Source organism: Citricoccus sp. (assembly GCF_032154715.1).
Taxonomy (GTDB): domain Bacteria; phylum Actinomycetota; class Actinomycetes; order Actinomycetales; family Micrococcaceae; genus Citricoccus.
The window spans coordinates 1-21,377 of the sequence record NZ_JALDXU010000057.1 but is presented as its reverse complement, the minus strand read 5'-3'; the positions used below and the strand labels follow the sequence as shown (position 1 = coordinate 21,377).

General features: G+C 69.6%; 15 protein-coding genes. 11 read left to right on the top strand and 4 right to left on the bottom strand.

Features of this window, described 5'->3' with window-relative positions:
• Window positions 1–37: 37 nt before the first annotated feature.
• Window positions 38–697, bottom strand: a complete 660-nt coding sequence (phoU, locus tag RUH65_RS10480) for a phosphate signaling complex protein PhoU (RefSeq protein WP_313817345.1) — start codon at window positions 695–697, stop codon at window positions 38–40.
• Window positions 698–1,048: 351 nt separating this feature from the next.
• Here phoU and RUH65_RS10475 point away from each other — a divergent pair, with 351 nt between their 5' ends.
• Together RUH65_RS10475 and RUH65_RS10470 are read left to right on the top strand one after the other, a co-directional pair.
• The gene (locus tag RUH65_RS10475) at window positions 1,049–2,152 is read left to right on the top strand and encodes an ATP-binding protein (protein ID WP_313817347.1); all 1,104 of its coding nucleotides are present in this window, start codon (window positions 1,049–1,051) and stop codon (window positions 2,150–2,152) included.
• Window positions 2,149–2,829, top strand: coding sequence for a response regulator transcription factor (locus RUH65_RS10470; RefSeq protein WP_159548968.1), 681 nt, complete (start codon window positions 2,149–2,151; stop codon window positions 2,827–2,829). The genes RUH65_RS10475 and RUH65_RS10470 overlap by 4 nt, the downstream gene beginning before the upstream one ends.
• 90 nt (window positions 2,830–2,919) lie before the next feature.
• Here RUH65_RS10470 and RUH65_RS10465 read toward each other — a convergent pair whose 3' ends face one another.
• Window positions 2,920–3,456: a hypothetical protein gene (locus RUH65_RS10465; RefSeq protein WP_313817344.1), complete on the bottom strand. Its 537-nt coding sequence runs from the start codon at window positions 3,454–3,456 to the stop codon at window positions 2,920–2,922.
• 250 nt (window positions 3,457–3,706) lie between these two features.
• Here RUH65_RS10465 and RUH65_RS10460 point away from each other — a divergent pair, with 250 nt between their 5' ends.
• From RUH65_RS10460 to glgX, 6 genes are all read left to right on the top strand, one after another.
• On the top strand, window positions 3,707–4,189 hold the full coding sequence (locus RUH65_RS10460; RefSeq protein WP_159548974.1) for a CarD family transcriptional regulator: 483 nt from the start codon (window positions 3,707–3,709) through the stop codon (window positions 4,187–4,189).
• Complete coding sequence (locus RUH65_RS10455) at window positions 4,189–5,001, top strand: 2-C-methyl-D-erythritol 4-phosphate cytidylyltransferase (RefSeq protein WP_313817343.1); 813 nt, start codon at window positions 4,189–4,191, stop codon at window positions 4,999–5,001. The genes RUH65_RS10460 and RUH65_RS10455 overlap by 1 nt, the downstream gene beginning before the upstream one ends.
• Window positions 5,001–5,513: a 2-C-methyl-D-erythritol 2,4-cyclodiphosphate synthase gene (gene ispF / locus RUH65_RS10450; protein ID WP_313817342.1), complete on the top strand. Its 513-nt coding sequence runs from the start codon at window positions 5,001–5,003 to the stop codon at window positions 5,511–5,513. The genes RUH65_RS10455 and ispF overlap by 1 nt, the downstream gene beginning before the upstream one ends.
• A gap of 11 nt (window positions 5,514–5,524) precedes the next feature.
• Complete coding sequence (gene cysS, locus RUH65_RS10445; RefSeq protein ID WP_313817341.1) at window positions 5,525–7,039, top strand: cysteine--tRNA ligase; 1,515 nt, start codon at window positions 5,525–5,527, stop codon at window positions 7,037–7,039.
• 76 nt (window positions 7,040–7,115) lie between these two features.
• Window positions 7,116–8,144, top strand: a complete 1,029-nt coding sequence (rlmB, locus tag RUH65_RS10440) for a 23S rRNA (guanosine(2251)-2'-O)-methyltransferase RlmB (protein WP_313817340.1) — start codon at window positions 7,116–7,118, stop codon at window positions 8,142–8,144.
• A complete protein-coding gene (gene glgX / locus RUH65_RS10435; protein WP_313817338.1) occupies window positions 8,144–10,264 on the top strand; it encodes a glycogen debranching protein GlgX in 2,121 nt (706 codons plus the stop codon). The genes rlmB and glgX overlap by 1 nt, the downstream gene beginning before the upstream one ends.
• Window positions 10,265–10,305: 41 nt before the next feature.
• Here the strand turns inward: glgX and glgP are convergent, their stop codons facing one another.
• On the bottom strand, window positions 10,306–12,960 hold the full coding sequence (gene glgP, locus RUH65_RS10430; protein WP_313817337.1) for an alpha-glucan family phosphorylase: 2,655 nt from the start codon (window positions 12,958–12,960) through the stop codon (window positions 10,306–10,308).
• A gap of 227 nt (window positions 12,961–13,187) precedes the next feature.
• On the opposite strand from glgP, the gene RUH65_RS10425 reads away from it, so the two are divergent.
• From RUH65_RS10425 to glgB, 3 genes are read left to right on the top strand one after another with little or no spacing between them, the layout of a single operon-like run.
• Window positions 13,188–15,284: an alpha-1,4-glucan--maltose-1-phosphate maltosyltransferase gene (locus RUH65_RS10425; protein WP_313817346.1), complete on the top strand. Its 2,097-nt coding sequence runs from the start codon at window positions 13,188–13,190 to the stop codon at window positions 15,282–15,284.
• On the top strand, window positions 15,284–17,092 hold the full coding sequence (gene treS, locus RUH65_RS10420; protein ID WP_313817335.1) for a maltose alpha-D-glucosyltransferase: 1,809 nt from the start codon (window positions 15,284–15,286) through the stop codon (window positions 17,090–17,092). The genes RUH65_RS10425 and treS overlap by 1 nt, the downstream gene beginning before the upstream one ends.
• Window positions 17,089–20,820 (top strand): 1,4-alpha-glucan branching protein GlgB, encoded by a 3,732-nt coding sequence (glgB, locus tag RUH65_RS10415; RefSeq protein WP_313817334.1) that lies wholly within the window; start codon window positions 17,089–17,091, stop codon window positions 20,818–20,820. The genes treS and glgB overlap by 4 nt, the downstream gene beginning before the upstream one ends.
• 349 nt (window positions 20,821–21,169) lie before the next feature.
• Here glgB and RUH65_RS10410 read toward each other — a convergent pair.
• A partial coding sequence (locus RUH65_RS10410; protein ID WP_313817332.1) for a hypothetical protein occupies window positions 21,170–21,377 on the bottom strand: 208 nt, incomplete at its 5' end.

Below are 21,377 nucleotides of genomic sequence, written 5' to 3'. Positions count from 1 at the left end.
GGCCCGGCATCGTTCAGACGTTGCTCAGCAGGAGTGGTCAGTCGATCGCGATGACCGGCTCCCACTCGCCCGTGGAGAGGTAGGTGACCTTCCGTGCCACGGAGACGCCGTGGTCGGCGAAGCGCTCGAGGAAGCGGGAGGCCAGGGTGACGTCCGCGGTAGTGGCCGCGGAGGCATCCCAGGACGGGTCGGCGACCGAGGTGAAGTTCTTGGCGTGCAGCTCGTTGATGGTGGCGTTGAGCCGCACGATCGCGGAGGCGTGAGTGAGGTCGTGAGTGGCCAGCAGCTGCTCCACCTTGCTGGCGACCTCCACGGCGTACTCGGCCATCTGGCGGAAGTCCTCCCGGGCGGAGGCGGGGACCACCAGGTCGGGGAACCGGCGTCGCGCCAGCTGGGCGATGTGGCGGGCCAGGTCCCCCATGCGTTCCAGGGAGGAGCTCATGCGCAGGGCGGCGACGACGGTGCGCAGGTCAGCGGCCACGGGTCCCTGCAGGGCGAGCAGCTCGATGGCCTTCTCGTCGAGGGCGGTCTGCAGGTAGTCGATGCGGGCGTCATTGGTGATGACCGTCTCGGCCAGCTCCACGTCGGCCTCCTCGAAGGAGACGCGGGCCTTGTCCATGGCCTCACGCACCAGCCCGGCGATCTCAGTGAGCTGGTCGCCCAACGACTTCAGATCGGCATGGAACAGTTCTCGCATGGATGAGTCCTCAATCCGGCTGGTCGGTGACGGGGCCGCTGGTTGCAGGCGGCCACGGGTCGTCCCTGCTCTTCAGGCACGGATCCGCGCTCATCCTGGCGGACCAAGGTGAACACGATCTGAACCGCGGGAACGTTCCCGTGCACATTATGCCCTGAGGTCCCATGCGATGGACCGGAACCCCGCCCCACGCCTGGGATCCGGCGGCGGGCGTGGCGGTGGTCTCATTGCGCGGGCTCCCGACACCTGACGACGCCGTACGCCGCGATGGGTAGTCTGGTCTGCGTGACGGATCCCGTAGTCGTAGGCGTGGTGTGCGGCCTCATCGGCTTGATCCTCGGGGTGCTCGCCATGCTGGCGTTCCGGGCCTCCGAGCGCAGCCGTGCCGTCCATCTCACCGTGGGCGAGCCGTCCGTTCCGGACGGTGCCGCCGAAGTGCTCTCCGTGATCGGCCGCGCCTATGTGCTGGTGGACGCCGTCAACGGCGTGGTCCGGGCCAACCCCTCCGCCTATGCCTTCGGACTGGTCCGCGGCCACCACCTCGTCCACGAGGACCTGCTGAACCTGACGGACCGCGTGCGCTCGGACGGGATCATCGTGGACCGCAAGTACGAGTTGCCCCGCGGCCCCCTGGGCCAGAGCACCCTGGTGGTCCAGTTGAGGGTGGCCCCGCTGGCCGATGAGTACATCCTGCTGCTGGCGGACGACCGCACGGAGATCACCCGGACGGAGGCCATGCGGCACGACTTCGTGGCGAACGTCTCCCACGAGCTGAAGACCCCGGTCGGCGCGATCTCGCTGCTGGCCGAGGCGCTGGACGACGCCGCTGACGACGAGGACGCCGTCCGCCGATTCGCCGGCCGCATGAGCATCGAGTCCGCCCGGCTGGCCGCTCTGGTGCAGGACATCATCGAGCTCTCCCGGCTCCAGGGCAAGGACACGGTCCGGGCCGGTCAGCCGGTGGATCTGAACAAGATCGTCAACGAGGCGGTGGACCGTTCCCGCATGCAGTCCGAGGCCCGGGACATCGACATCCGGGTGGCCGGTGAGGTCTCCGGGACCGTGTTCGGCGACCACGACCAGCTGATGACCGCGCTGCGCAACCTGATCGACAACGCTGTGCGCTATTCGCCCGACGGCACCACCGTGGGCGTGGGCCTGAGGTCGGTGCGCGGTCTGGCCCAGGTGTCCGTCACGGACCAGGGGGTGGGGATCCCCGAGGAGGAGCAGGACCGGATCTTCGAGCGGTTCTACCGGATCGACGCCGCCCGCTCCCGCCAGACCGGCGGCACCGGGCTGGGTCTCTCGATCGTCAAACACGTCATCTCCAACCACGGCGGGGAAGTGACGGTCTGGTCCCAGCTGGGACGCGGCTCGACCTTCACGGTCCGGCTGCCGGAGATGGAGCCCGATGCCGGGCAGCACGCACCACCAGTGGAAGGAGCCCCATCATGAGCCGCATTCTGATCGTGGAGGACGAGGAGTCGTTCAGCGACCCGTTGTCCTACCTGCTGGGTAAGGAGGGGTTCGAGGTCGAGGTCGTGGCCGACGGCAATGATGCCGTCGTGGAGTTCGACCGGGCGGGTGCCGACCTGGTGCTGCTCGATCTGCAGCTGCCGGGCCAGTCCGGCACGGAGGTCTGCCGGCAGCTTCGGCAGCGCTCCAGCGTGCCCGTCATCATGCTCACGGCCAAGGACTCGGAGATCGACAAGGTGGTGGGGCTGGAGCTCGGCGCGGACGACTACGTCACCAAGCCCTACTCCTCTCGGGAGCTCGTGGCCCGCATCCGCGCCGTGCTGCGGCGACAGGGAGAACCGGAGGAGCTGATCAGCTCCACGGTCCAGGCCGGGCCGGTGCGGATGGACATCGAACGCCATGTGGTCTCGGTGGGCGGCGAGCAGGTGTCCCTGCCGCTCAAGGAGTTCGAGCTGCTGGAGATGCTGTTGCGCAACTCCGGCCGGGTGCTGACCCGCGGCCAGCTCATCGACCGGGTGTGGGGATCGGACTATGTGGGAGACACCAAGACCCTCGACGTCCACGTCAAGCGTCTGCGCGGCAAGATCGAACCGGACCCGTCCAACCCGCGCTACCTGGTGACCGTCCGCGGCCTGGGTTACAAGTTCGAGCCGTAGGCCGTCAGCCCGTCACCCAGCGGACGCACGCAGGGCCGGCACCGAAGTGGGTGCCGGCCCTGCGCCGTGATGCCGCGATGAGGGGATGCCTCAGTGGCCGCCCTCTTCGGCGGCCGGCGTCTCGTACAGGTGCTCGTCCACGGAGGGCTCGGCACCGCCCGGGACGAAGGGCCGGTACTCCTCCAGGGTGCCGTCCAGGACGGTGATGCCCACGGTCTCGGAGACCCCGTCGACCTCGACGGTGGCGTCCACCAGGGTGCCGGGACGGCCGGCGCTGGGGATGATCTGCTCGTTGGCCGGATCCTCCAGTTCCAGGGAGTCTTCCCCCGGCACGGAGAAGCGGGTCTGGGTGCCGTCCACGGTGATGCTGACCTCGAGCGGCTCGCCGGACGCCGAGGCCAGGGTGCCGATGTAGCGGGCCTCCGCGTCGGGGTCTGTGGTGATCAGTGCGATGTTGCGCAGCTGGGCATCGCCCACATTGGCCACGATCCCGTCGGACGGCGCGTACTGCAGCGTGGTGGCCTGCATGTTGACGGCGCTGCAGCCGGTGGCGCCCAGCAGGGCGACGGCGGCCAGGCCGGCCACGGCGGCGTTGCGGGTGGTGGCCTGGGAAGCGGCGAACTTCACGGTGGAATCTCCTCGGTGCGAACGTCAGGCGCTGTGCATCAACGGGTGTGCGGACACGGGTGATCACACGGCGCGGTGCTGACTCGAGACTACCGTATGCGTCCGCGTGGAGGCCCTCTGCGACGCCGTGCGGGGAAGCAGGGCGCGGAGGAGGTGCATTATGTCGTTTCCGGCCGCGGGTTCAAGTAACGACACAGGTCACGACAATGTGACGTGGTAAACTCTTGCGGAGGGAAAGGGGACCATTCACATGGTTTTTGAGGTCGGAGAAACAGTCGTCTACCCCCACCACGGTGCGGCGAAGATCGAAGAGATCAAGATGCGCACGGTCAAGGGCGAAGAGAAGATGTACCTCAAGCTCAAAGTGGCCCAGGGCGACTTGACGATCGAAGTGCCGGCGGAGAACGTCGACCTGGTCGGCGTGCGGGACGTCGTGGATCAGGAAGGCCTGGAACGGGTCTTCGGTGTTCTGCAGGCCGAGTTCACGGAAGAGCCCACCAACTGGTCCCGTCGCTACAAGGCGAACCTGGAGAAGCTCGCCTCCGGTGACGTCATCAAGGTGGCCGAGGTGGTCCGTGACCTGTGGCGTCGGGACCAGGACCGAGGCCTGTCCGCCGGGGAGAAGCGCATGCTCGCCAAAGCCCGCCAGGTGCTCGTGTCCGAGCTGGCCCTGGCCAAGAAGACCTCGGAGGATGACGCCGCCCTGCTGCTGGACGAGACCCTCGCCGCCTGATGCGAACCACGGTCCTCATCGTGGCCGCAGGCTCGGGATCCCGGCTCCAGGCCGGCGTCCCCAAGGCCCTCGTCACGCTCGGTGACGGAAACACCATGCTCGAGCACTGCCTCGACTCCGTGGTGGCCGCCCGGGATGCGGGTGCCGTCGAGCTCAACGTCATCGCCGTCGTCGTCCCCGGAGACCCGGACGCCGCGGCCTCTCTGGAAGCGGTCTGCCGTGCCTTCGCGGCCCGGTCCGCCGTTCCGGTGCAGACCGTTCCGGGAGGCGCGGAACGGGCGGACTCGGTGCGAGCCGGGCTGGCCGCCGTGCGGGGGCTGGCCGGGACGGCCGGCGGCCCCTTCGGGCGGCACGCGCTCCTGGTCCACGACGCGGCCCGGCCGTTCGTTCCGCCGGCGGTCTTCGGCGCCGTGGTGGCGGCCCTCGAATCCGGGACGGTGGCCGTCGTTCCCGGCGTCGAGGTGGTGGACACGATCAAGTCCGTGGCCCGCGCCGGAGCCGAGCCCGGTGCTGATGACGGCGCGGCGCCGGAAGAGGTGACCGGCACCCTCCAGCGGACGCAATTGAGAGCCGTCCAGACACCCCAGGGATTCGACCTGACCTCCCTCGAGGCCGCCCACCGCCGGGCGGAGGAGGACGCCGGCCTGACCGGCGGCGCTGCGGCCCTGACGGACGACGCGATGGCGATGGAGGCGGCGGGGCACCGCGTCGGCGTGGTGGCCGGTGATCCGCTGGGCTTCAAGATCACCACCCAGCTGGACCTGATCCTGGCCAACGCCCTGCTGGCCTCGACGACATTGGAGCACCACTGATGAGAGCACCGGTCCCCACCGTCCCACCGATGCTGCCGCGCACCGGCATCGGCACGGACGTCCACGCCTTCGCCGCCGCCGGCGAGGAGCGGGCGTGCTGGGTGGCCGGCCTGGAATGGCCGGGCGAGACCGGGCTGTCCGGACACTCGGACGGGGACGTGGTGGCCCACGCCGCCTGCGATGCGTTGTTCTCCGCCGCCGGGATCGGTGACCTGGGCCTGCACTTCGGCACCTCCCGCCCCGAGTGGTCCGGGGCCGCCGGCACCGCCCTGCTGGCCGAGGCCGCCCGCCTGGTCCACCAAGCCGGCTTCGGGATCGGCAACGTCGCCGTGCAGCTGATCGGCAACCGCCCCCAGGTCGGCCGGCGCCGCGCCGAGGCGGAGAGCGTGCTCTCCGCGGCGGCCGGCGCGCCCGTCTCGGTGTCCGGGACCACCGCCGACGCCTTGGGGTTCACCGGCCGCGGCGAGGGGCTGGCCGCCGTCGCCACCGCCCTCGTCTACCCGCTGGACTAGTATTCACTTCCGTGGCACAGCGCTTTTATGACACCAAGACCGCAACGGTGCGGGACTTCGTCCCCCTGACCGAGGGCGAGGTCTCGCTTTACTATTGCGGCGCCACGGTGCAGGGCATGCCGCACGTGGGGCATGTGCGCTCGGCCATCGTGTTCGACCTCCTGGTCCGCTGGCTCGAGTACACCGGCCTGCAGGTCACCAGCGTCCGCAACGTCACGGACATCGATGACAAGATCCTGGAGAAGTCCGCCGCGTCCTATCGCGAGGACTTCGAAGAGGACGAGACCTACCCGGCCGATGAGCCCTGGTTCGCCCTCGCCTACCGGTTCGAGCACGAGTTCGCCCGCGCCTACGCCGCCCTCGGGGTACGCCGGCCCACCTACGAGCCCCGTGCCACCGGCCACATCCCGGAGATGGTGGCACTCATCCAGCGTCTCATCGACGCCGGCCACGCCTACCCGGCCACGGACGGTTCCGGGGACGTCTACTTCGAGGTGAACTCCTGGCCCGCCTACGGCGAGCTCACCCGCCAGCGGGTCGAGGACCTCCAGGACGCGCCCGACGCCGACCCGCGCGGCAAGCGCGATCCCCGCGACTTCGCGCTGTGGAAGGGCACCAAGGCGACCGATCCGGTCACCGCCGCCTGGGGGTCGCCCTGGGGGAGCGGCCGGCCCGGCTGGCACCTCGAGTGCTCCGCGATGTCCACCAAGTACCTCGGCAGCCACTTCGACATCCACGGCGGCGGCCTCGACCTGCGCTTCCCGCATCACGAGAACGAACTGGCGCAGTCCGCCGCGGCCGGTGACGGCTTCGCGAACTTCTGGCTGCACAACGGGATGGTGACGTACGCGGGCGAGAAGATGTCCAAGTCCGTGGGCAACACCATCTCCCCGGAACAGATGCTGGAGCAGGCCCGGCCGAAGGCGGTCCGCTACTTCCTCGGTCAGGCGCACTACCGCTCCCAGCTGGACTACCGCCCCACCTCGCTGCAGGAGGCCGAGGCCGCGGTCGAGCGGATCGAGGCCTTCCTGGACCGGGGAGCCGATGTGGTCGCCGACCTGCAGCTGAAGCGCGAGGAGGCGGCCGCCGTCGCCGGCACCCTCACCGGCGAGGAGGCCCCCCCGGCCGTCTACGTGGCCCAGTTCAGCAGTGTCCCGATGGCCTTCCGTGCCGCGATGGAGGACGACCTCAACGTTCCGCAGGCCCTGGCGGTGCTGCACGACGCGGTCCGGGCCGGCAACAGTGCCCTGGCCGCCGGGGACGAGGACGCCGTGGAGCAGCACTACTCCGATGTCCAGTCGATGGTGGAGGTGCTCGGGCTGGACGACGTCCCCGAACCGGAGTCCGGGCAGGACCCGGCGGCCCACCATGCCCTCGACACCCTGATCCGGGCCCAGCTGCAGGCGCGGGCCGCCGCCCGCGCGGCGAAGGACTGGACCACCGCGGACGGGATCCGGGACACCCTGGCGGCGGCCGGCGTCGTGGTGGAGGATTCCGCCGCCGGTGCCCGCTGGTCCCTGCAGTAGGAGGCGGGCGGCCATGGTGGGGGCCGGGCCGTAGACTGGGGTCAGTCTCGACCGTCGCCAGAAAGGCACCATCCACATGGCCGCAGCACCACGCTCCGGATCGTCCCGCGGGAACAGCGGAAAGAAGGGGCCCCTCAAGGGCACCGGTGGACTCGGCCGGAAGGCGCTGGAGGGCAAGGGTCCCACACCCAAGGCCGAGGACCGCGTCTACCACAAGGCCCACCGCACCAAGCAGCTGTCCGAGCGCTCCAGCGCCAAGAACCCGAGCCGGTCGGGCGGTCGCAACACCCGGTCGCGGCACGCGGACGAGACCGTGGCCGGCCGCAACTCGGTGGTCGAGGCTTTGCGTGCCGTCATCCCCGCCAAGGCCCTGCACGTGGCCACGCGGATCGAGATGGACGAGCGGGTCCGCGAGGCCCTGAAGCTGGCCGCCGAACGTGGCGTGCCGGTGATGGAGAACTCCAAGCCCGAACTGGACCGCATGACGGACGACGCCGTCCACCAGGGCCTGGTGCTGCAGGTCCCGCCCTACGAGTACGCCGACGCCCTGAGCCTGGCCCGTCAGACCATGGAGAAGTGGGAGAAGGGCTACCTGACGGCACCGCCGCTGTTCATCGCCCTGGACAGCATCACCGACCCCCGCAATCTCGGGGCCATCATCCGCTCGGCCTCCGCCTTCTCCGCGCACGGCGTGGTGGTCCCCGCACGCCGTTCCGCCGGGGTGACCGCCACCGCCTGGAAGACCTCCGCCGGTGCCGCCGTGCGGGTCCCCGTGGCCCAGGCCGGCAACCTGAACACCCTCCTGCAGGACTTCAAGAAGCTCGGGATCTTCGTCCTGGGGCTCGACGGCGGCGGGGACCGGTCCCTGCCCGGGCTGCCGCTGGCCACGGATCCGGTGTGCCTGGTGGTCGGCTCGGAGGGCAAGGGCCTGTCCCGGCTGGTCCGGGAGAACTGCGACCAGATCATCTCCATCCCGATCGCCTCGGAGATGGAGTCGCTCAACGCCTCGATGGCGGTCGGCATCTCGCTGTACGAGATCGCGGTCCAGCGCGCCGGCAGCCGGCCCGGGGCGGCCGTGGAAGGCGGGCCGGGAGACCAGTCCTGATGACGGTGACGTCCCCGCCGATGCCCGGCCAGCGATCGCAGCCCTTCCCCCTGGGCCTCGCGGAGACCGACGGGAGGGTGAACCTGGCGGTCTACGCCCCCGGGATCACCGCCCTGGACGTGGTCTACACGGATCCCGCGTTTCCAGTGGACGCCGTTCCGACGGCCGCGGACCTGCACCGGGCGCCACTGCTGGATGTCACGGACCACGTGCACCACGGCACTGTCCCGGGATTGGGCTATGGCAGTCTCTACGCGTTGGTGGCCCATGACCGCCGGATCGCCGGGGTGTCCCGGACCGGCCGCCGGTCCTCCGGCACGCCGAAGCCCCTGCCCCAGTTGCTGATCGATCCCTACGGTGATGCCGTGGTGGAGCGCAACGGGCTGTACTGGTCCACCCGGGTGTCCCGGGACTTCGACTGGAACGGGGCCGGCCGGCCCCGCACCCCGCTGCGGGACACCATCGCCTACGAGGCCCATGTCATCGGCCAGACCAAGCTGCATCCGGGCATCCCCGCTGAGCTGAGGGGGACGTATGCCGGGCTGGCCCACCCCGTGATGCTCGAGTACCTGCGCCACCTGGGGATCACCGCCGTCGAACTGCTGCCGGTGCACCACCACCGGGACGAGGACCACCTGCAGCAGGCCGGGCTGGAGAACTACTGGGGGTACAACACCGTCAGTTTCTTCGCGCCGCATCCCGGTTACGCCACCGCCGCCGCCCAGGCCGGCGGGCCCCAGGCCGTTCAAGACGAGTTCAAGGGCATGGTCAAGCTGCTGCACGAGGCCGGGATCGAGGTCCTGCTGGACGTCGTCTACAACCACACCGCGGAGGAGGGGCCGGGCGGACCGACCTTCTGCTGGCGAGGTCTGGGGGATGAGCACTACTACCGGCATGACGCGTCCGGCCGGTACCTGGACACCACCGGGTGCGGCAACACGCTGAACTTCAACGATCCGCAGGTGGTGCGGATGACCCTGGACTCGCTGCGCCGTTGGGTGACGGACTTCCAGATCGACGGCTTCCGCTTCGACCTGGCCGTCACCCTGTGCCGGGACGGAAGCCACCACTTCACGCCCCGCCACCCCTTTCTCGTGGCCGCCCAGGCGGACCCCGTGCTGGCGGGGACCAAGCTCATCTCCGAGCCGTGGGACGTGGGATCCGGCGGCTGGCAGACCGGTCACTTCCCCCTGGGCTGGTCGGACTGGAACGACCGGTTCCGGGACGTGGTCCGGGACTTCTGGGTGGCGGACCGCGGTGCCCTGGAGCGGGGTGGCCACGGCGGGTCCACGGCGCGGCTGGCCGACTGCCTGTCCGGGTCCGCCGGGTTGTTCGAGTCCTCCGGGCGCTCCGCCCTCGCGTCCGTCAACCTGGTGACCGCCCACGACGGCTTCACCCTGCAGGACCTCGTGTCCTACAACGAGAAGCACAATGAGGCCAACCGCGAGGACAACCGGGACGGCACCTCCCACAACCGGTCCTACAACCACGGGGCCGAGGGGCCCACGGAGGACGAGGTCATCCTCGAGGCCCGCGCCACGACGGCCCGCAACCTGATGGCCACCCTGCTGCTGTCGTTGGGTGTGCCCCTGATCACCGCCGGGGATGAGATCGGGCGAAGCCAGGGCGGCAACAACAACGCCTACTGCCAGAACAACGGCATCTCGTGGACGGACTGGGAGCTCGATGAGCGGCAGGAGCGCATGCTCGCCACCACCCGCCGTCTGATCGCGGTCCGCAAGGAGTTCCTGGCCGGACAGCCGTACTCCTACCCGGCCCGGGACCTCGGCTACCTCAAGTGGTTCAACGAGGAGGGACAGCCGATGACGGAGGAGGCCTGGACGGACTCCGGACAGCGGCTGCTGCAGTTGTTGATCGGTGTCCCCGGCGGCCGCAGCACCGGTCTGATCGTGTTCAACGGCGGGCTGGACACGGTGCCGTTCCGACTGCCGGTGCCGGAGGAACTGCGCGGCATCACCGGTGAGCACGGGGCGGACCTGCGGGCCTTCACCCTGCAGCTCTCCACCGCCCACCACGGCGACCCCCGCCGCGGTGCCCTCTTCGCCCCGGGAGACCGGGACAGGATCGAGGCCACCTCGATCACCCTCTACTCCGTCTGACTCCGCTCCCTCCAGTTGCCAGGGGCCGGTCGAATGACAGGTCAGCCGGCGTTGACCACGAGCGCCATCTCGGCCGTCGAGGCCAGCAGCTCGTGCTGCGGCAGCACCCGGACCGAGTAACCGAAGGCCCCGGAGCGGTCGATCACCAGGGAACCGGTGAAGTGCCAGCGGCCGTCTCCCAGGTCCTGCGCCGGGGTCAGCTCCAGGGCTCCGATGTCGGCGAGGGTGTCCTCCTCGAGCACGCCGGAGGGCTTGGTGGTGACCCGGCCGTACACGGCCTCCACCCGCACGTCCTCGGGGGACAGCTGCCCCAGGCCGAGGTAGGCGGAGACCTGCATCTCGTCGCCGACCTGGGGGTTCTCGGAGACGCCGAGCGAATCCACGTGTTCCACGGTCACGGCGCCGAAGCCGGCCCGGACCCTGGTCTTCCAGGCGGCCAGCTCACGGGCCCTGGCGTAGTCGTCGGCGTCCATGGCCCGCCCCGCCCGCCCGGCCGGGAGGTAGAGCTCCTGGACGTAGTCCTGCACCATCCGGTCGGCCGAGGTCGCCGGGCCGAGAGTGGCCATGGTGTGCTTGATCATGGCCAGCCACTGGTGCGGTAGGCCGTCCGTGGAGGCGTCCGACGGGCCGGCGGCCCCGGCCTGGTCCGAGGGCTCGGCTCCGTAGAAGCGCGGCACCAGCTCGTTCTCCAGTAGGCCGTAGAGAGCGGCGGCCTCCACATCGTCCCGCTCCTCGGCGGAGGCCGCGGACGAGGCGCTCGGGATGGCCCAGCCGTTCTCGCCGTCGTACATCTCATCCCACCAGCCGTCCAGCACGGACAGGTTCAGCCCGCCGTTCATGGCGACCTTCATACCGGAGGTGCCGCAGGCCTCCAACGGGCGCAGGGGGTTGTTCAGCCAGACGTCGCACCCGGGCATCAGGGTGGAAGCCATCTGGATGTCGTAGTTGGGCAGGAACACGATCCGGTGGCGAACCTCCGGGTCGTCCGTGAACCGCACCATCTGCTGGATCATCAGCTTGCCCTGCTCATCGGCGGGGTGGGACTTGCCGGCCACCACCAGCTGGAGGGGGTGCTCCGGATCCGTCAGGAGCTTCTTGAGCCGCTCGGGATCCCGCAGCATCAACGTCAGCCGTTTGTAGGTGGGCACCCGCCGGGCGAATCCGATGGTCATGACGTTCTCGTCCAGCACGGAGTCGGTCCAGGCGAGCTCGGCCTCGGAGGCCCCCCGCTTGCGCCAGGAGGACCGCAGCCGGGACCGCACGTCCGCGATCAAGGCACGCCGCAGGGTCCGGCGCAGCTCCCACAACTCCGCGTCGGGGACGTCGAAGACGCGCTGCCAGTCGTGACCGGCCACGGCGGACGTCCCGAACAGCTCGATCGCCCGCGCGGACACCGTGTCCGAGACCCAGGTGGGGGCATGCACACCGTTCGTGATGGACCCGATCGGCACCTCGTCGGCGTCGAAGCCCGGCCACAGGCCCCGGAACATCTCCCGGGACACCTCCCCGTGCAGCTTCGCCACGCCGTTGGCGCGCTGGCCGAGGCGCAGGCCCATCACGGCCATGTTGTGCACGTCCGGGGCACCGCCCTCGTAGTCCTCGGCGCCCAGTGCCAGCACGTGCTCGAGCGGAACGCTCGGGGCCAGCCCGGCCCGGAAGAACTGCTCCACCAGGGCGCGGTCGAAACGGTCGATTCCCGCGGGCACCGGTGTATGGGTGGTGAACACGGTGGAGGCCCGCACCGAGGTCAGGGCAGTCTCCCAGTCCAGCCCGGCGGACATGAGCTCCTCGATCCGCTCGATGCCCTGGAACCCGGCATGGCCCTCGTTCGTGTGGTAGACGGAGGGCACCTCCGTCCCGGTGAGCCGCGCGTACAGGCGCAGCGCCTTGACCCCGCCCATGCCGAGCAACAGCTCCTGCTGCAGTCGCTGGTCCCCGCCGCCGCCGTAGAGACGGTCGGTGATGGCGCGCGCGGTGTCGTCGTTCGCCGGGACATTGGAGTCCAGCAACAGCAAGGGCACACGCCCGACGTCGGCCCGCCAGACCTGGGCGTGCAGGGATCGGCCCGACGGCAGCGGCAGACGGATCAGCGCGGCGGATCCGTCCTCCTCCTTGAGGAGCGTCAGCGGCAGGTTGTCCGGGTCCAGGACCGGGTAGGTCTCCATCTGCCAGGCGTCGCGGGACAGGGACTGTTTGAAGTAGCCCGACTGGTACAGCAGGCCCACGCCGATGATCGGCACCCCGAGGTCTGAGGCGGACTTCAGGTGGTCTCCGGCCAGGATGCCCAGGCCACCGGAGTACTGGGGGAGAACGGCGGTGATGCCGAACTCGGGGGAGAAGTAGGCGATGGGCCGCGGGGAAGGGATGTCCGCGCCCGGGCCACCCGACGCCCCGACGAAGTCCTGCTGAAACCACCGGTCCTCGGTGAGGTAGCGGTCCAGGTCGGCGGTCGCGTCCTGGACGCGGGCCACGATCGAGGCGTCGGCGGCGAGCTCGGTCAGCCGGTGCCGGTCGAAGGAGCCCAGCAGGGCCACGGGGTCCTGGTTCGACTCCGACCAGGCCTGGGGGTCCAGGTCCCGGAACAGCTCCTTCGTCTGGGGATGCCAGGACCACCGCAGGTTGGTCGCCAGCCGGCTCAGTCCCGCGATCGACTCGGGCAGGTGGGTACGGACGGTAAACCGACGGATAGCCTTCACCCGGCCCATTATCCACGGGGCCCGTGCTGCCGCGGGACGGCCTGGTGAACCGCGGCCGACGCGCGGTTGGACGCCGGTTGAATCCTCGGTGTCCAGGGCCCTTCCAGTGAGGTGACCCGCGTCACGGTCCGCGATTTCGTCCCGATCAGTGGCCAGGGGAGGATCGCCCCGGTAACGTCAGGACCGTGGGAGCTGCCAAGAATTCCAGTAATTCTGTCCGAACGCCGATGGTCCGCACCGAGGTCAAGGTGGGCCGCATTCCGGTCACCGGTGTCCAGCCGGTGGTCCACTGCGGTGCCGTCCCGGCCAAGGCACTGGTCGGCGAGGACATCCCGGTCCGCGCCACCGTCTTCCGCGAAGGGCATGACCGGCTCGGGGCCACCGCCGTCCTCTATGGCCCGGACGGTGCGGAGGTCCAGCGGACGCGCATGACCGAGGGCACGCCCGGGCTGGACGAGTTCCGGGCCACACTGCGGCCGGCCGTCGTCGGCCCCCACACCTTCACGGTCGAGGGCTGGTCCGATCCCTCTGCGACCTGGCACCACGCCGCCACCGTCAAGATCGAGGTGGGGGCGGACGTCGAGCTGATGCTGGCCGAGGGTGGAGCGCTGTTCCGGCGGGCCGCCGCCGATCCGGACCGTTCAGAGGCGGACCGGGCCGTCCTGGCCCGCGCCGTGCGGGGCCTCGAGGACGCCACGCGGGACACGCAGGAGCGACTGCGGGCGGCCGAGGACCCGGACCTGGTCGATGTGCTCGCCGCCCGTCCGATCCGCGAGTTCGTCTCCCCGTCGCCCGCCTACCCGCTGGACGTGCAGCGTGCGCTGGCCGGCCGCGGTGCCTGGTACGAGTTCTTCCCCCGCTCCGAGGGGGCGGTCTACCACCCGCAATCGGGCACCTGGGCCTCCGGAACCTTCACGACGGCGGCCGGCCGGCTCCCAGCGGTCGCGGAGATGGGCTTCGACGTCATCTACCTCCCGCCGATCCACCCGATCGGCCGGGCCCACCGCAAGGGACCGAACAACGCCCTGGAGGCCGGACCTCACGACCCGGGCTCACCGTGGGCCATCGGGTCGCCGGAGGGCGGTCATGACGCGATCCACCCGGATCTCGGCACGGCCGAGGACTTCGCCGGGTTCGTCGACCGGGCCGCCGGGCTCGGGCTGGAGGTCGCCCTGGACCTGGCCCTGCAGTGCTCCCCGGATCATCCCTGGGTGACCGAGCATCCCGAGTGGTTCACCACCCGCGTGGACGGGACCATCGCCTACGCGGAGAACCCGCCGAAGAAGTACCAGGACATCTACCCGCTGAACTTCGACAACGACCCCCGCGGGCTGCGGCGGGCCGTCCTGAGGGTCGTGGAACGGTGGATCGCCCGCGGGGTGAAGATCTTCCGGGTGGACAACCCGCACACCAAGCCCCTGTGGTTCTGGGAGTGGCTGATCGCCAAAGTGCACCGCACGCATCCGGAGGTGGTGTTCCTGGCGGAGGCCTTCACCCGGCCGGCGATGATGCACGCCCTGGGCCGGGCCGGGTTCCAGCAGTCCTACTCCTACTTCACCTGGCGGAACACGCGGGACGAGATCGCCGAGTACCTGCACGAGGTCACGGCCGAGACTCCGGCGTTCTACCGTCCGAACTTCTTCGTCAACACCCCGGACATCCTGACGGAGTTCCTGCAGTTCGGCGGGCCTGCGGCGTTCAAGATCCGGGCCGTGCTGGCGGCCCTGTCCAATCCGATGTGGGGCATGTACGCCGGATTCGAGCTGTTCGAGCATGTGGCCCGCTCGGGCGCCGAAGAGTACCTCGACAACGAGAAGTACGAGTTCCGCCCCCGCGACTTCGCCGGTGCCGAGGCCAGGGGTGCCTCGCTCGCCCCCTACATCACCCGGCTGAACCGGATCCGCCGGGCACACCCGGCGTTCCAGGACCTGCAGAACCTCGTTTTGCACCCGGCGGACAACGAGGGGATCCTGGTCTTCTCCAAGTCCCGCCGCCACCTGCCGGACGGCCAGTACGGGGCCACGGCAGAGCCCACGATATTCCCCGGCGTGCCGGACGCCGCCGAGCTGACGGAATCCCTGCCAGGCCGGGCGGACACGGTCATCGTGGTGCTCAACTGCGACCCGCACGCGGCACGTGAGGCCACCGTCTCGCTCGATGTGGCGGCCCTCGATCTGGACCCACGGGACCTGGACTCCGAAGGCCGGTTCGAGGTCGAGGACCTGGTCACCGGGGCCCGCTGGTGGTGGGGCGCGGCCAACTACGTGCGCCTGGACCCGGCCGTGGAACCGGCCCACGTCCTGAAGGTGGTGCGCGGCAGCTGATGGCTCATTCATTCCAGATGCACACCCACGGGATCTCCCACGATCCGGACTGGTTCCGGACCGCCGTGTTCTACGAGGTGCTCGTGCGGGCCTTCCACGATGACAACGGGGACGGGTCCGGGGACTTCGAGGGCTTGATCAACAAGCTGGACTACCTGCAGTGGCTGGGCATCGACTGCCTGTGGGTGCCCCCGTTCTACCGCTCACCGCTGCGGGACGGCGGCTATGACATCGCGGACTACTACGAGGTGCTGGACGAGTTCGGCACCGCCTCGGACTTCAAGCGGCTCGTGGCCGAGGCCCATGCGCGCGGCCTGAGGGTCATCATCGACCTGCCGCTGAACCACACCTCGGACCAGCACGCCTGGTTCCAGGAGTCCCGGTCCGATCCGGACGGCCCATACGGGGACTTCTACGTGTGGAGTGACACGGACGAGAAGTATCAGGACGCCCGCATCATCTTCGTGGACACGGAGGAGTCCAACTGGGCGTTCGACCCGGTCCGCCGCCAGTTCTTCTGGCACCGCTTCTTCTCCCACCAGCCGGACCTGAACTTCGAGAACCCCGCCGTGATCGAGGCGCTGTTCGACGTGGTCCGCTATTGGATGGACATGGGCGTGGACGGTTTCCGTGCTGACGCCATCCCGTATCTCTACGAGGAGGAGGGCACCGACTGCGAGAACGACCCGCGTACCCACGTCTTCCTGCAGCAGCTGCGGGCCATGGTCGACGCGGAGTACCCGGGCCGGGTCATCATCGCCGAGGCCAACCAGCCGCCGGCGGACGTGGTGGACTACTTCGGCTCGGAGGAGGAGCCGGAATGCCACATGTGCTTCCACTTCCCGATCATGCCGAAGATCTTCTACGCCCTGCGCGACCACAAGGCCACCGCGATCCTCGAGGCGTTGGCCGAGACCCCGCAGATCCCCGCCGGCACCCAGTGGGGCACGTTCCTGCGCAACCATGACGAGCTCACCCTCGAGATGGTCACCCCCGAGGAACGCCAGGCGATGCTCGGGTGGTACGCCCCGGACTCGCGCATGCGTGCCAACGTGGGCATTCGCCGCCGGCTCGCGTCCCTGCTGGACAACAGCCGGTCCGAGCTGGAGCTGATCCACGCGCTGCTGCTGGCCATGCCGGGCTCGCCGTTCCTGTACTACGGGGACGAGCTCGGCATGGGGGACAACATCTGGCTGCCGGACCGGGATGCCTCCCGCACCCCCATGCAGTGGAACCCGGACCGCAACGCCGGGTTCTCCGAGGCCGATCCCGGCAAGCTGTACCTGCCGGTCATCCAGTCGCTCGTCTACCACTACAACCACGTCAACGTGGAGGCGCAGCTGGCCTCCAACGGCTCCCTGCTGCACTGGGTCCGCGAGACCCTCGCCGTCCGCAAGAGGCACCCCGTGTTCGGGCTGGGCGACTTCTCGGTGGTGGAGGCCGAGGCCGAACAGGTCCTCGCCTTCGTCCGGGACCTGCCGGCCTCCGAAGACGAGGACCTGTACCCCGAGACGGTGCTCTGCGTCTTCAACCTCGCCCCGGAACCGGTGGCCACCTGGCTGAGCGTGCCGGGTTATGGGGGCCGGGGCCTGCGTGATGTCTTCGGCGGCCGGCCCTTCCTCGACATCGGCGAGGACGGCCGCCTGCCCGTGACCCTGCCCGGCCACGGCTTCTACTGGCTGCGGCTGCGCACCGGTCCCGAGCCCATGCCGGGAGCGGATGCCGCTGCCCTGGCCGGGCGGCCGAACCCCTACACCACGGCGATGCCGGTCATCACCCCGGACCTCTCGGCGGGGAGGAACCGATGAGCGAGTCCTTCCCGGCCGTCCACGACCTCCTGGTCCGGTGGCTCCCGGCCCAACGGTGGTTCCCGTTCCGGGGGGACGTCGCGTTGCGCGGGGCCGGTGAGCTCCGGTTGGCCTCGGCTGCGAGCGACGCCGGTGACGTCCAGCTCCGCTCATTGATTCTCACGGCCGCTCCCGCGGGAAGCGACGAGGTCGCCGTCGCCGTGTCCGTCCCCCTGGCGACGCGCCGGGAGGAAGTCCCGGGCGCTTCAGCCGCGCTGATCGGCCGGGGTGACACGCCCTCGGGCGCCGTCTGGGTCTACGACGGCACCCAGGATCCGGAGTTCGTGGCCGCGTGGTTGGAGCTGATGCGCCGCGAGGCGCCGACGGGGAGCAGCGGGTCTGACGGAGGCTCGGGCCATGCCTACGCCGGCTTCCGCGACTGGCCGGCCTTCGCCCCCGACACCCTGCAGCTGCGCGTGCTCCAGGGAGAGCAGTCCAACACGTCCGTGGTGGTGGGAGCGGAACGAGGGCGGCTCATCCTCAAATTCTTCCGGGTGCTGGCCCCGGGCACCCATCCCGACGTCGAGATCGGACTGGCACTCTCCGCCGGCGGTTCCAGCGAGGTCCCCGTGACGTATGGCTCGGCCACGGCGGCGTGGACCCGTCCCGGGACGGCGGCCGGCGCGGAGACGGGTGAACTCTGCGTGCTGCGTGAGTTCATCGAGGACTCCCGAGACGCCTGGCGCGAGGCCACCGATGCGGCCGCCGCCGGTCGCGACTTCACCACCGAGGCTGCCGGGATCGGTGCGGCCACTGGACGGCTGCACCTGGCCCTCGCCGAGGCCTTCGGCACCCGTCCCGCCTCCGACGGCGGCGGGGGAACACCGGCCGTGCTCACGGCGCTCGCGGACCGCCTCGAGTGGGGATGGCGCGAGGCCGCCTCGGCCGTGGGCGAGGAGCACGGAAACGGGCTGCGCACGGTGATCGACTCACTGCGGTCCCCTCAGGTCAGAGCCGGGATACCGCCGCTGCAGCGGATCCACGCCGACTACCACCTCGGGCAGGTCCTGGCCTCGCCGGCGGCCGCCACCACCGCGGGACAGGACGGCTGGCGCTGGACGGTCCTCGACTTCGAGGGCGAACCACTTCGGGAGGCGACGGAGCGATCCGGGTGGGACCTGCCGCTGCGCGATGTCGTCGGGATGCTGCGCTCCTTCGACTATGCCGGCGCCCTGTCCGGGACCCCGGCCTGGACGGAACCGGTCCAGCAGGCGTTCCTCGAAGGGTACGGGTCGGCTGCCGGGGCGACGGTGGACACCGGGTCCACCGTCTTCACCGCCCTGATGCTGGACAAGGCGCTCTACGAGACCGCCTACGAGCTACGCCACCGCCCGGACTGGGTCGAGGTCCCCGCCGCGGCCGTCCGCGGACTCCTGCGCCGGGCCGCCGTGGCGGCTACCGTGGGCCCAGAACGCCAGAACACCATCCAGGAGGATGCCGTGGAACCGGATCATGCCGCGAAGAACACCGCAGGAAGAACCACCACCGTGCCGCTGGAGGTGCACGCGGAGGTGCTGGCCGCCGTCGCCCAGGGCCGTTATCACCAGCCGCACGAGGTGCTCGGCGCCCACCTGGGGGACACCGGCACCGTGACGTTCCGGGTGCTGCGGCCCTTGGCCGAGGATCTGGCGGTCCTGCTCGACGACGGCACGCGCGTCCCGCTGCGCCATGAACACGAGGGCGTGTGGGTCGGGACGGCCCCTGCCACGGACCCGGGCCACGTCCCGGGCTACCGCCTCCTCGTGACCTACCCCGGCGTGGCCGAGGCCGAACAGGACGATCCGTACCGGTACCTGCCCACCGTGGGGGAGCTGGACCAGCACCTGTTCCGCGAGGGCCGGCACGAGACGCTGTGGACGGTCCTCGGCGCCCGGGTGCGCCACTACTCCTCGCCCCAGGGCGACATCACGGGCACCTCCTTCGCCGTCTGGGCCCCCAACGCGGCGGCCGTGCGGGTCAAGGGCGACTTCAACGGCTGGGACGGCCGCCAGCACGCTCTGCGCTCGCTGGGCGACTCGGGGATCTGGGAGATCTTCGTCCCGGGGATCGGGGCCGGCACCGTCTACAAGTACGCCATCCTCGGCCGGGACGGCCACTGGCGGGACAAGGCCGACCCCATGGCACGCTGGACCGAGGTGCCCCCGGCCTCCGGGTCCCGGGTGGAGGACTCCCGGTATGCCTTCGGGGACGCGGCGTGGATGGAGCGGCGGGCGGGGACCAACCCGCACGATGCGGCCATGAGCGTCTATGAGGTGCACGTCGGCTCCTGGCGACCGGGCCTGAGCTACCGCGAGCTGGCGGACCAGCTGGTCGAGTACGTCTCCTGGCAGGGCTTCACTCACGTGGAGTTCATGCCGGTGGCGGAGCACCCCTTCGGAGGGTCCTGGGGCTACCAGGTCACGGGCTACTACGCACCCACCTCCCGGTTCGGCTCCCCGGACGATTTCAAGTACCTGGTGGACCGGCTGCACCAGGCCGGCATCGGCGTGCTCCTGGACTGGGTGCCCGCGCACTTCCCCAAGGACGACTGGGCCCTGGCGAAGTTCGACGGACAGCCCCTGTACGAGTACGCGGACCCGCGCAAGGGGGAGCACCCGGACTGGGGCACCCTCGTGTTCGACTACGGCCGCACCGAGGTGCGGAACTTTTTGGTGGCCAACGCCCTGTACTGGCTGGAGGAGTTTCACATCGACGGGCTGCGCGTGGACGCCGTCGCCTCGATGCTGTACCTGGACTACTCCCGCGAGGACGGGGAATGGGTGCCGAACGTGCACGGTGGCAACCACAACCTCGAGGCCATCAGCTTCCTGCAGGAGACCACGGCCACGGCCTACCGGCGCAACCCGGGGATCGTGATGATCGCCGAGGAGTCCACGGCATTCTCCGGGGTCACCGCGCCGACCAGCCACGACGGGCTCGGCTTCGGCCTGAAGTGGAACATGGGCTGGATGCACGATTCGCTCTCCTACCTGTCCGAGGACCCGGTCAACCGCAAGTGGCATCACCACGAGATGACGTTCTCACTGGTCTATGCCTGGAGCGAGAACTACGTGCTGCCGCTCTCGCATGACGAGGTGGTCCACGGCAAGGGGTCCCTGCTGCGCAAGATGCCGGGGGACCGGTGGCAGCAGCTGGCCTCCCTGCGGGCGTACTACGCCTACATGTGGGCGCACCCGGGCAAGCAGCTGCTGTTCATGGGTTCCGAGTTCGGCCAGGAGTCCGAGTGGCGCGAATCCCACGGGCTGGACTGGTGGCTCACGGACACCCCCCATCACAAGGGACTCATGAAGGCCGTGAGGGACCTGAACCTGTTGTACCGCGACGCCCCCGAACTGTGGAGCCAGGACAACGATCCAGCCGGGTTCCAGTGGATCGACCAGAACGACGGCGACCGGAACCTCTTCTCGTTCATCCGCTGGTCCACTCCGGAGGCCGGTGCCGGCGAGGCCCGTCCCCTGGTCTGCGTGACGAACCTGTCCGGCAGCCCCCACCATGAGGTCCGCCTGGGACTGCCCTTCGCGGGTCAGTGGCGCGAGGTCCTCAACACCGATGCGGAGAGCTACGGCGGATCCGGTCTGGGCAACGGAGGGCGGATTGAGGCAGCGGAGGAGGCGTGGCAGGGACAGCCGGCGTCCGCGGTGATCACCGCTCCGCCGCTCGCGACGGTCTACCTTCGCCCGATCGGCTGATCCCGCTCGTTCCGTCTCCGAGGGGCGCTCGGAGGGGGTGGGACGGCCGATTATGCAAAGCCCCAGAACCTGTGTATTGTCTTCTCTTGTGCCAAGGCGCGGAAGACAAGTTCTTCCAGGCCGGAACGGCGAAGATCCACGGGAAACCCGGGGTCGGACACCACACCATGGCACCGGGAAAGCCGCGAGGCGGAACCGCTGGTGAGGATCCAGGCAGCTCGGAAGGACTTCGGTCCGGAGGAAAAGCCCGGTTCGGTGGATTTGACACCGAGTCGAGAGAGGATCTAAGCTAGAAAAGTTGCTCCGGAGCAACGGACAGCCACTTCAGTGGTAGTCCTGAGAACCGGAATCAACACCAAGGAACTTCGGTTCCAAACCAGAAAATCGCCGGAAACGCCGATTTGACGGGGAGGAAACAAGGAACTAAGCTTGAAAAGCCGCAGATGAGAAAAGCAAAGATTTCGCCGGTCTTACCGGATTCTTTGTGAGTAGTCATGATGTGCCTGTTGTTTGAGAACTCAATAGTGTGCCAAGTTTGTTGATGCCAATTTTTTGAA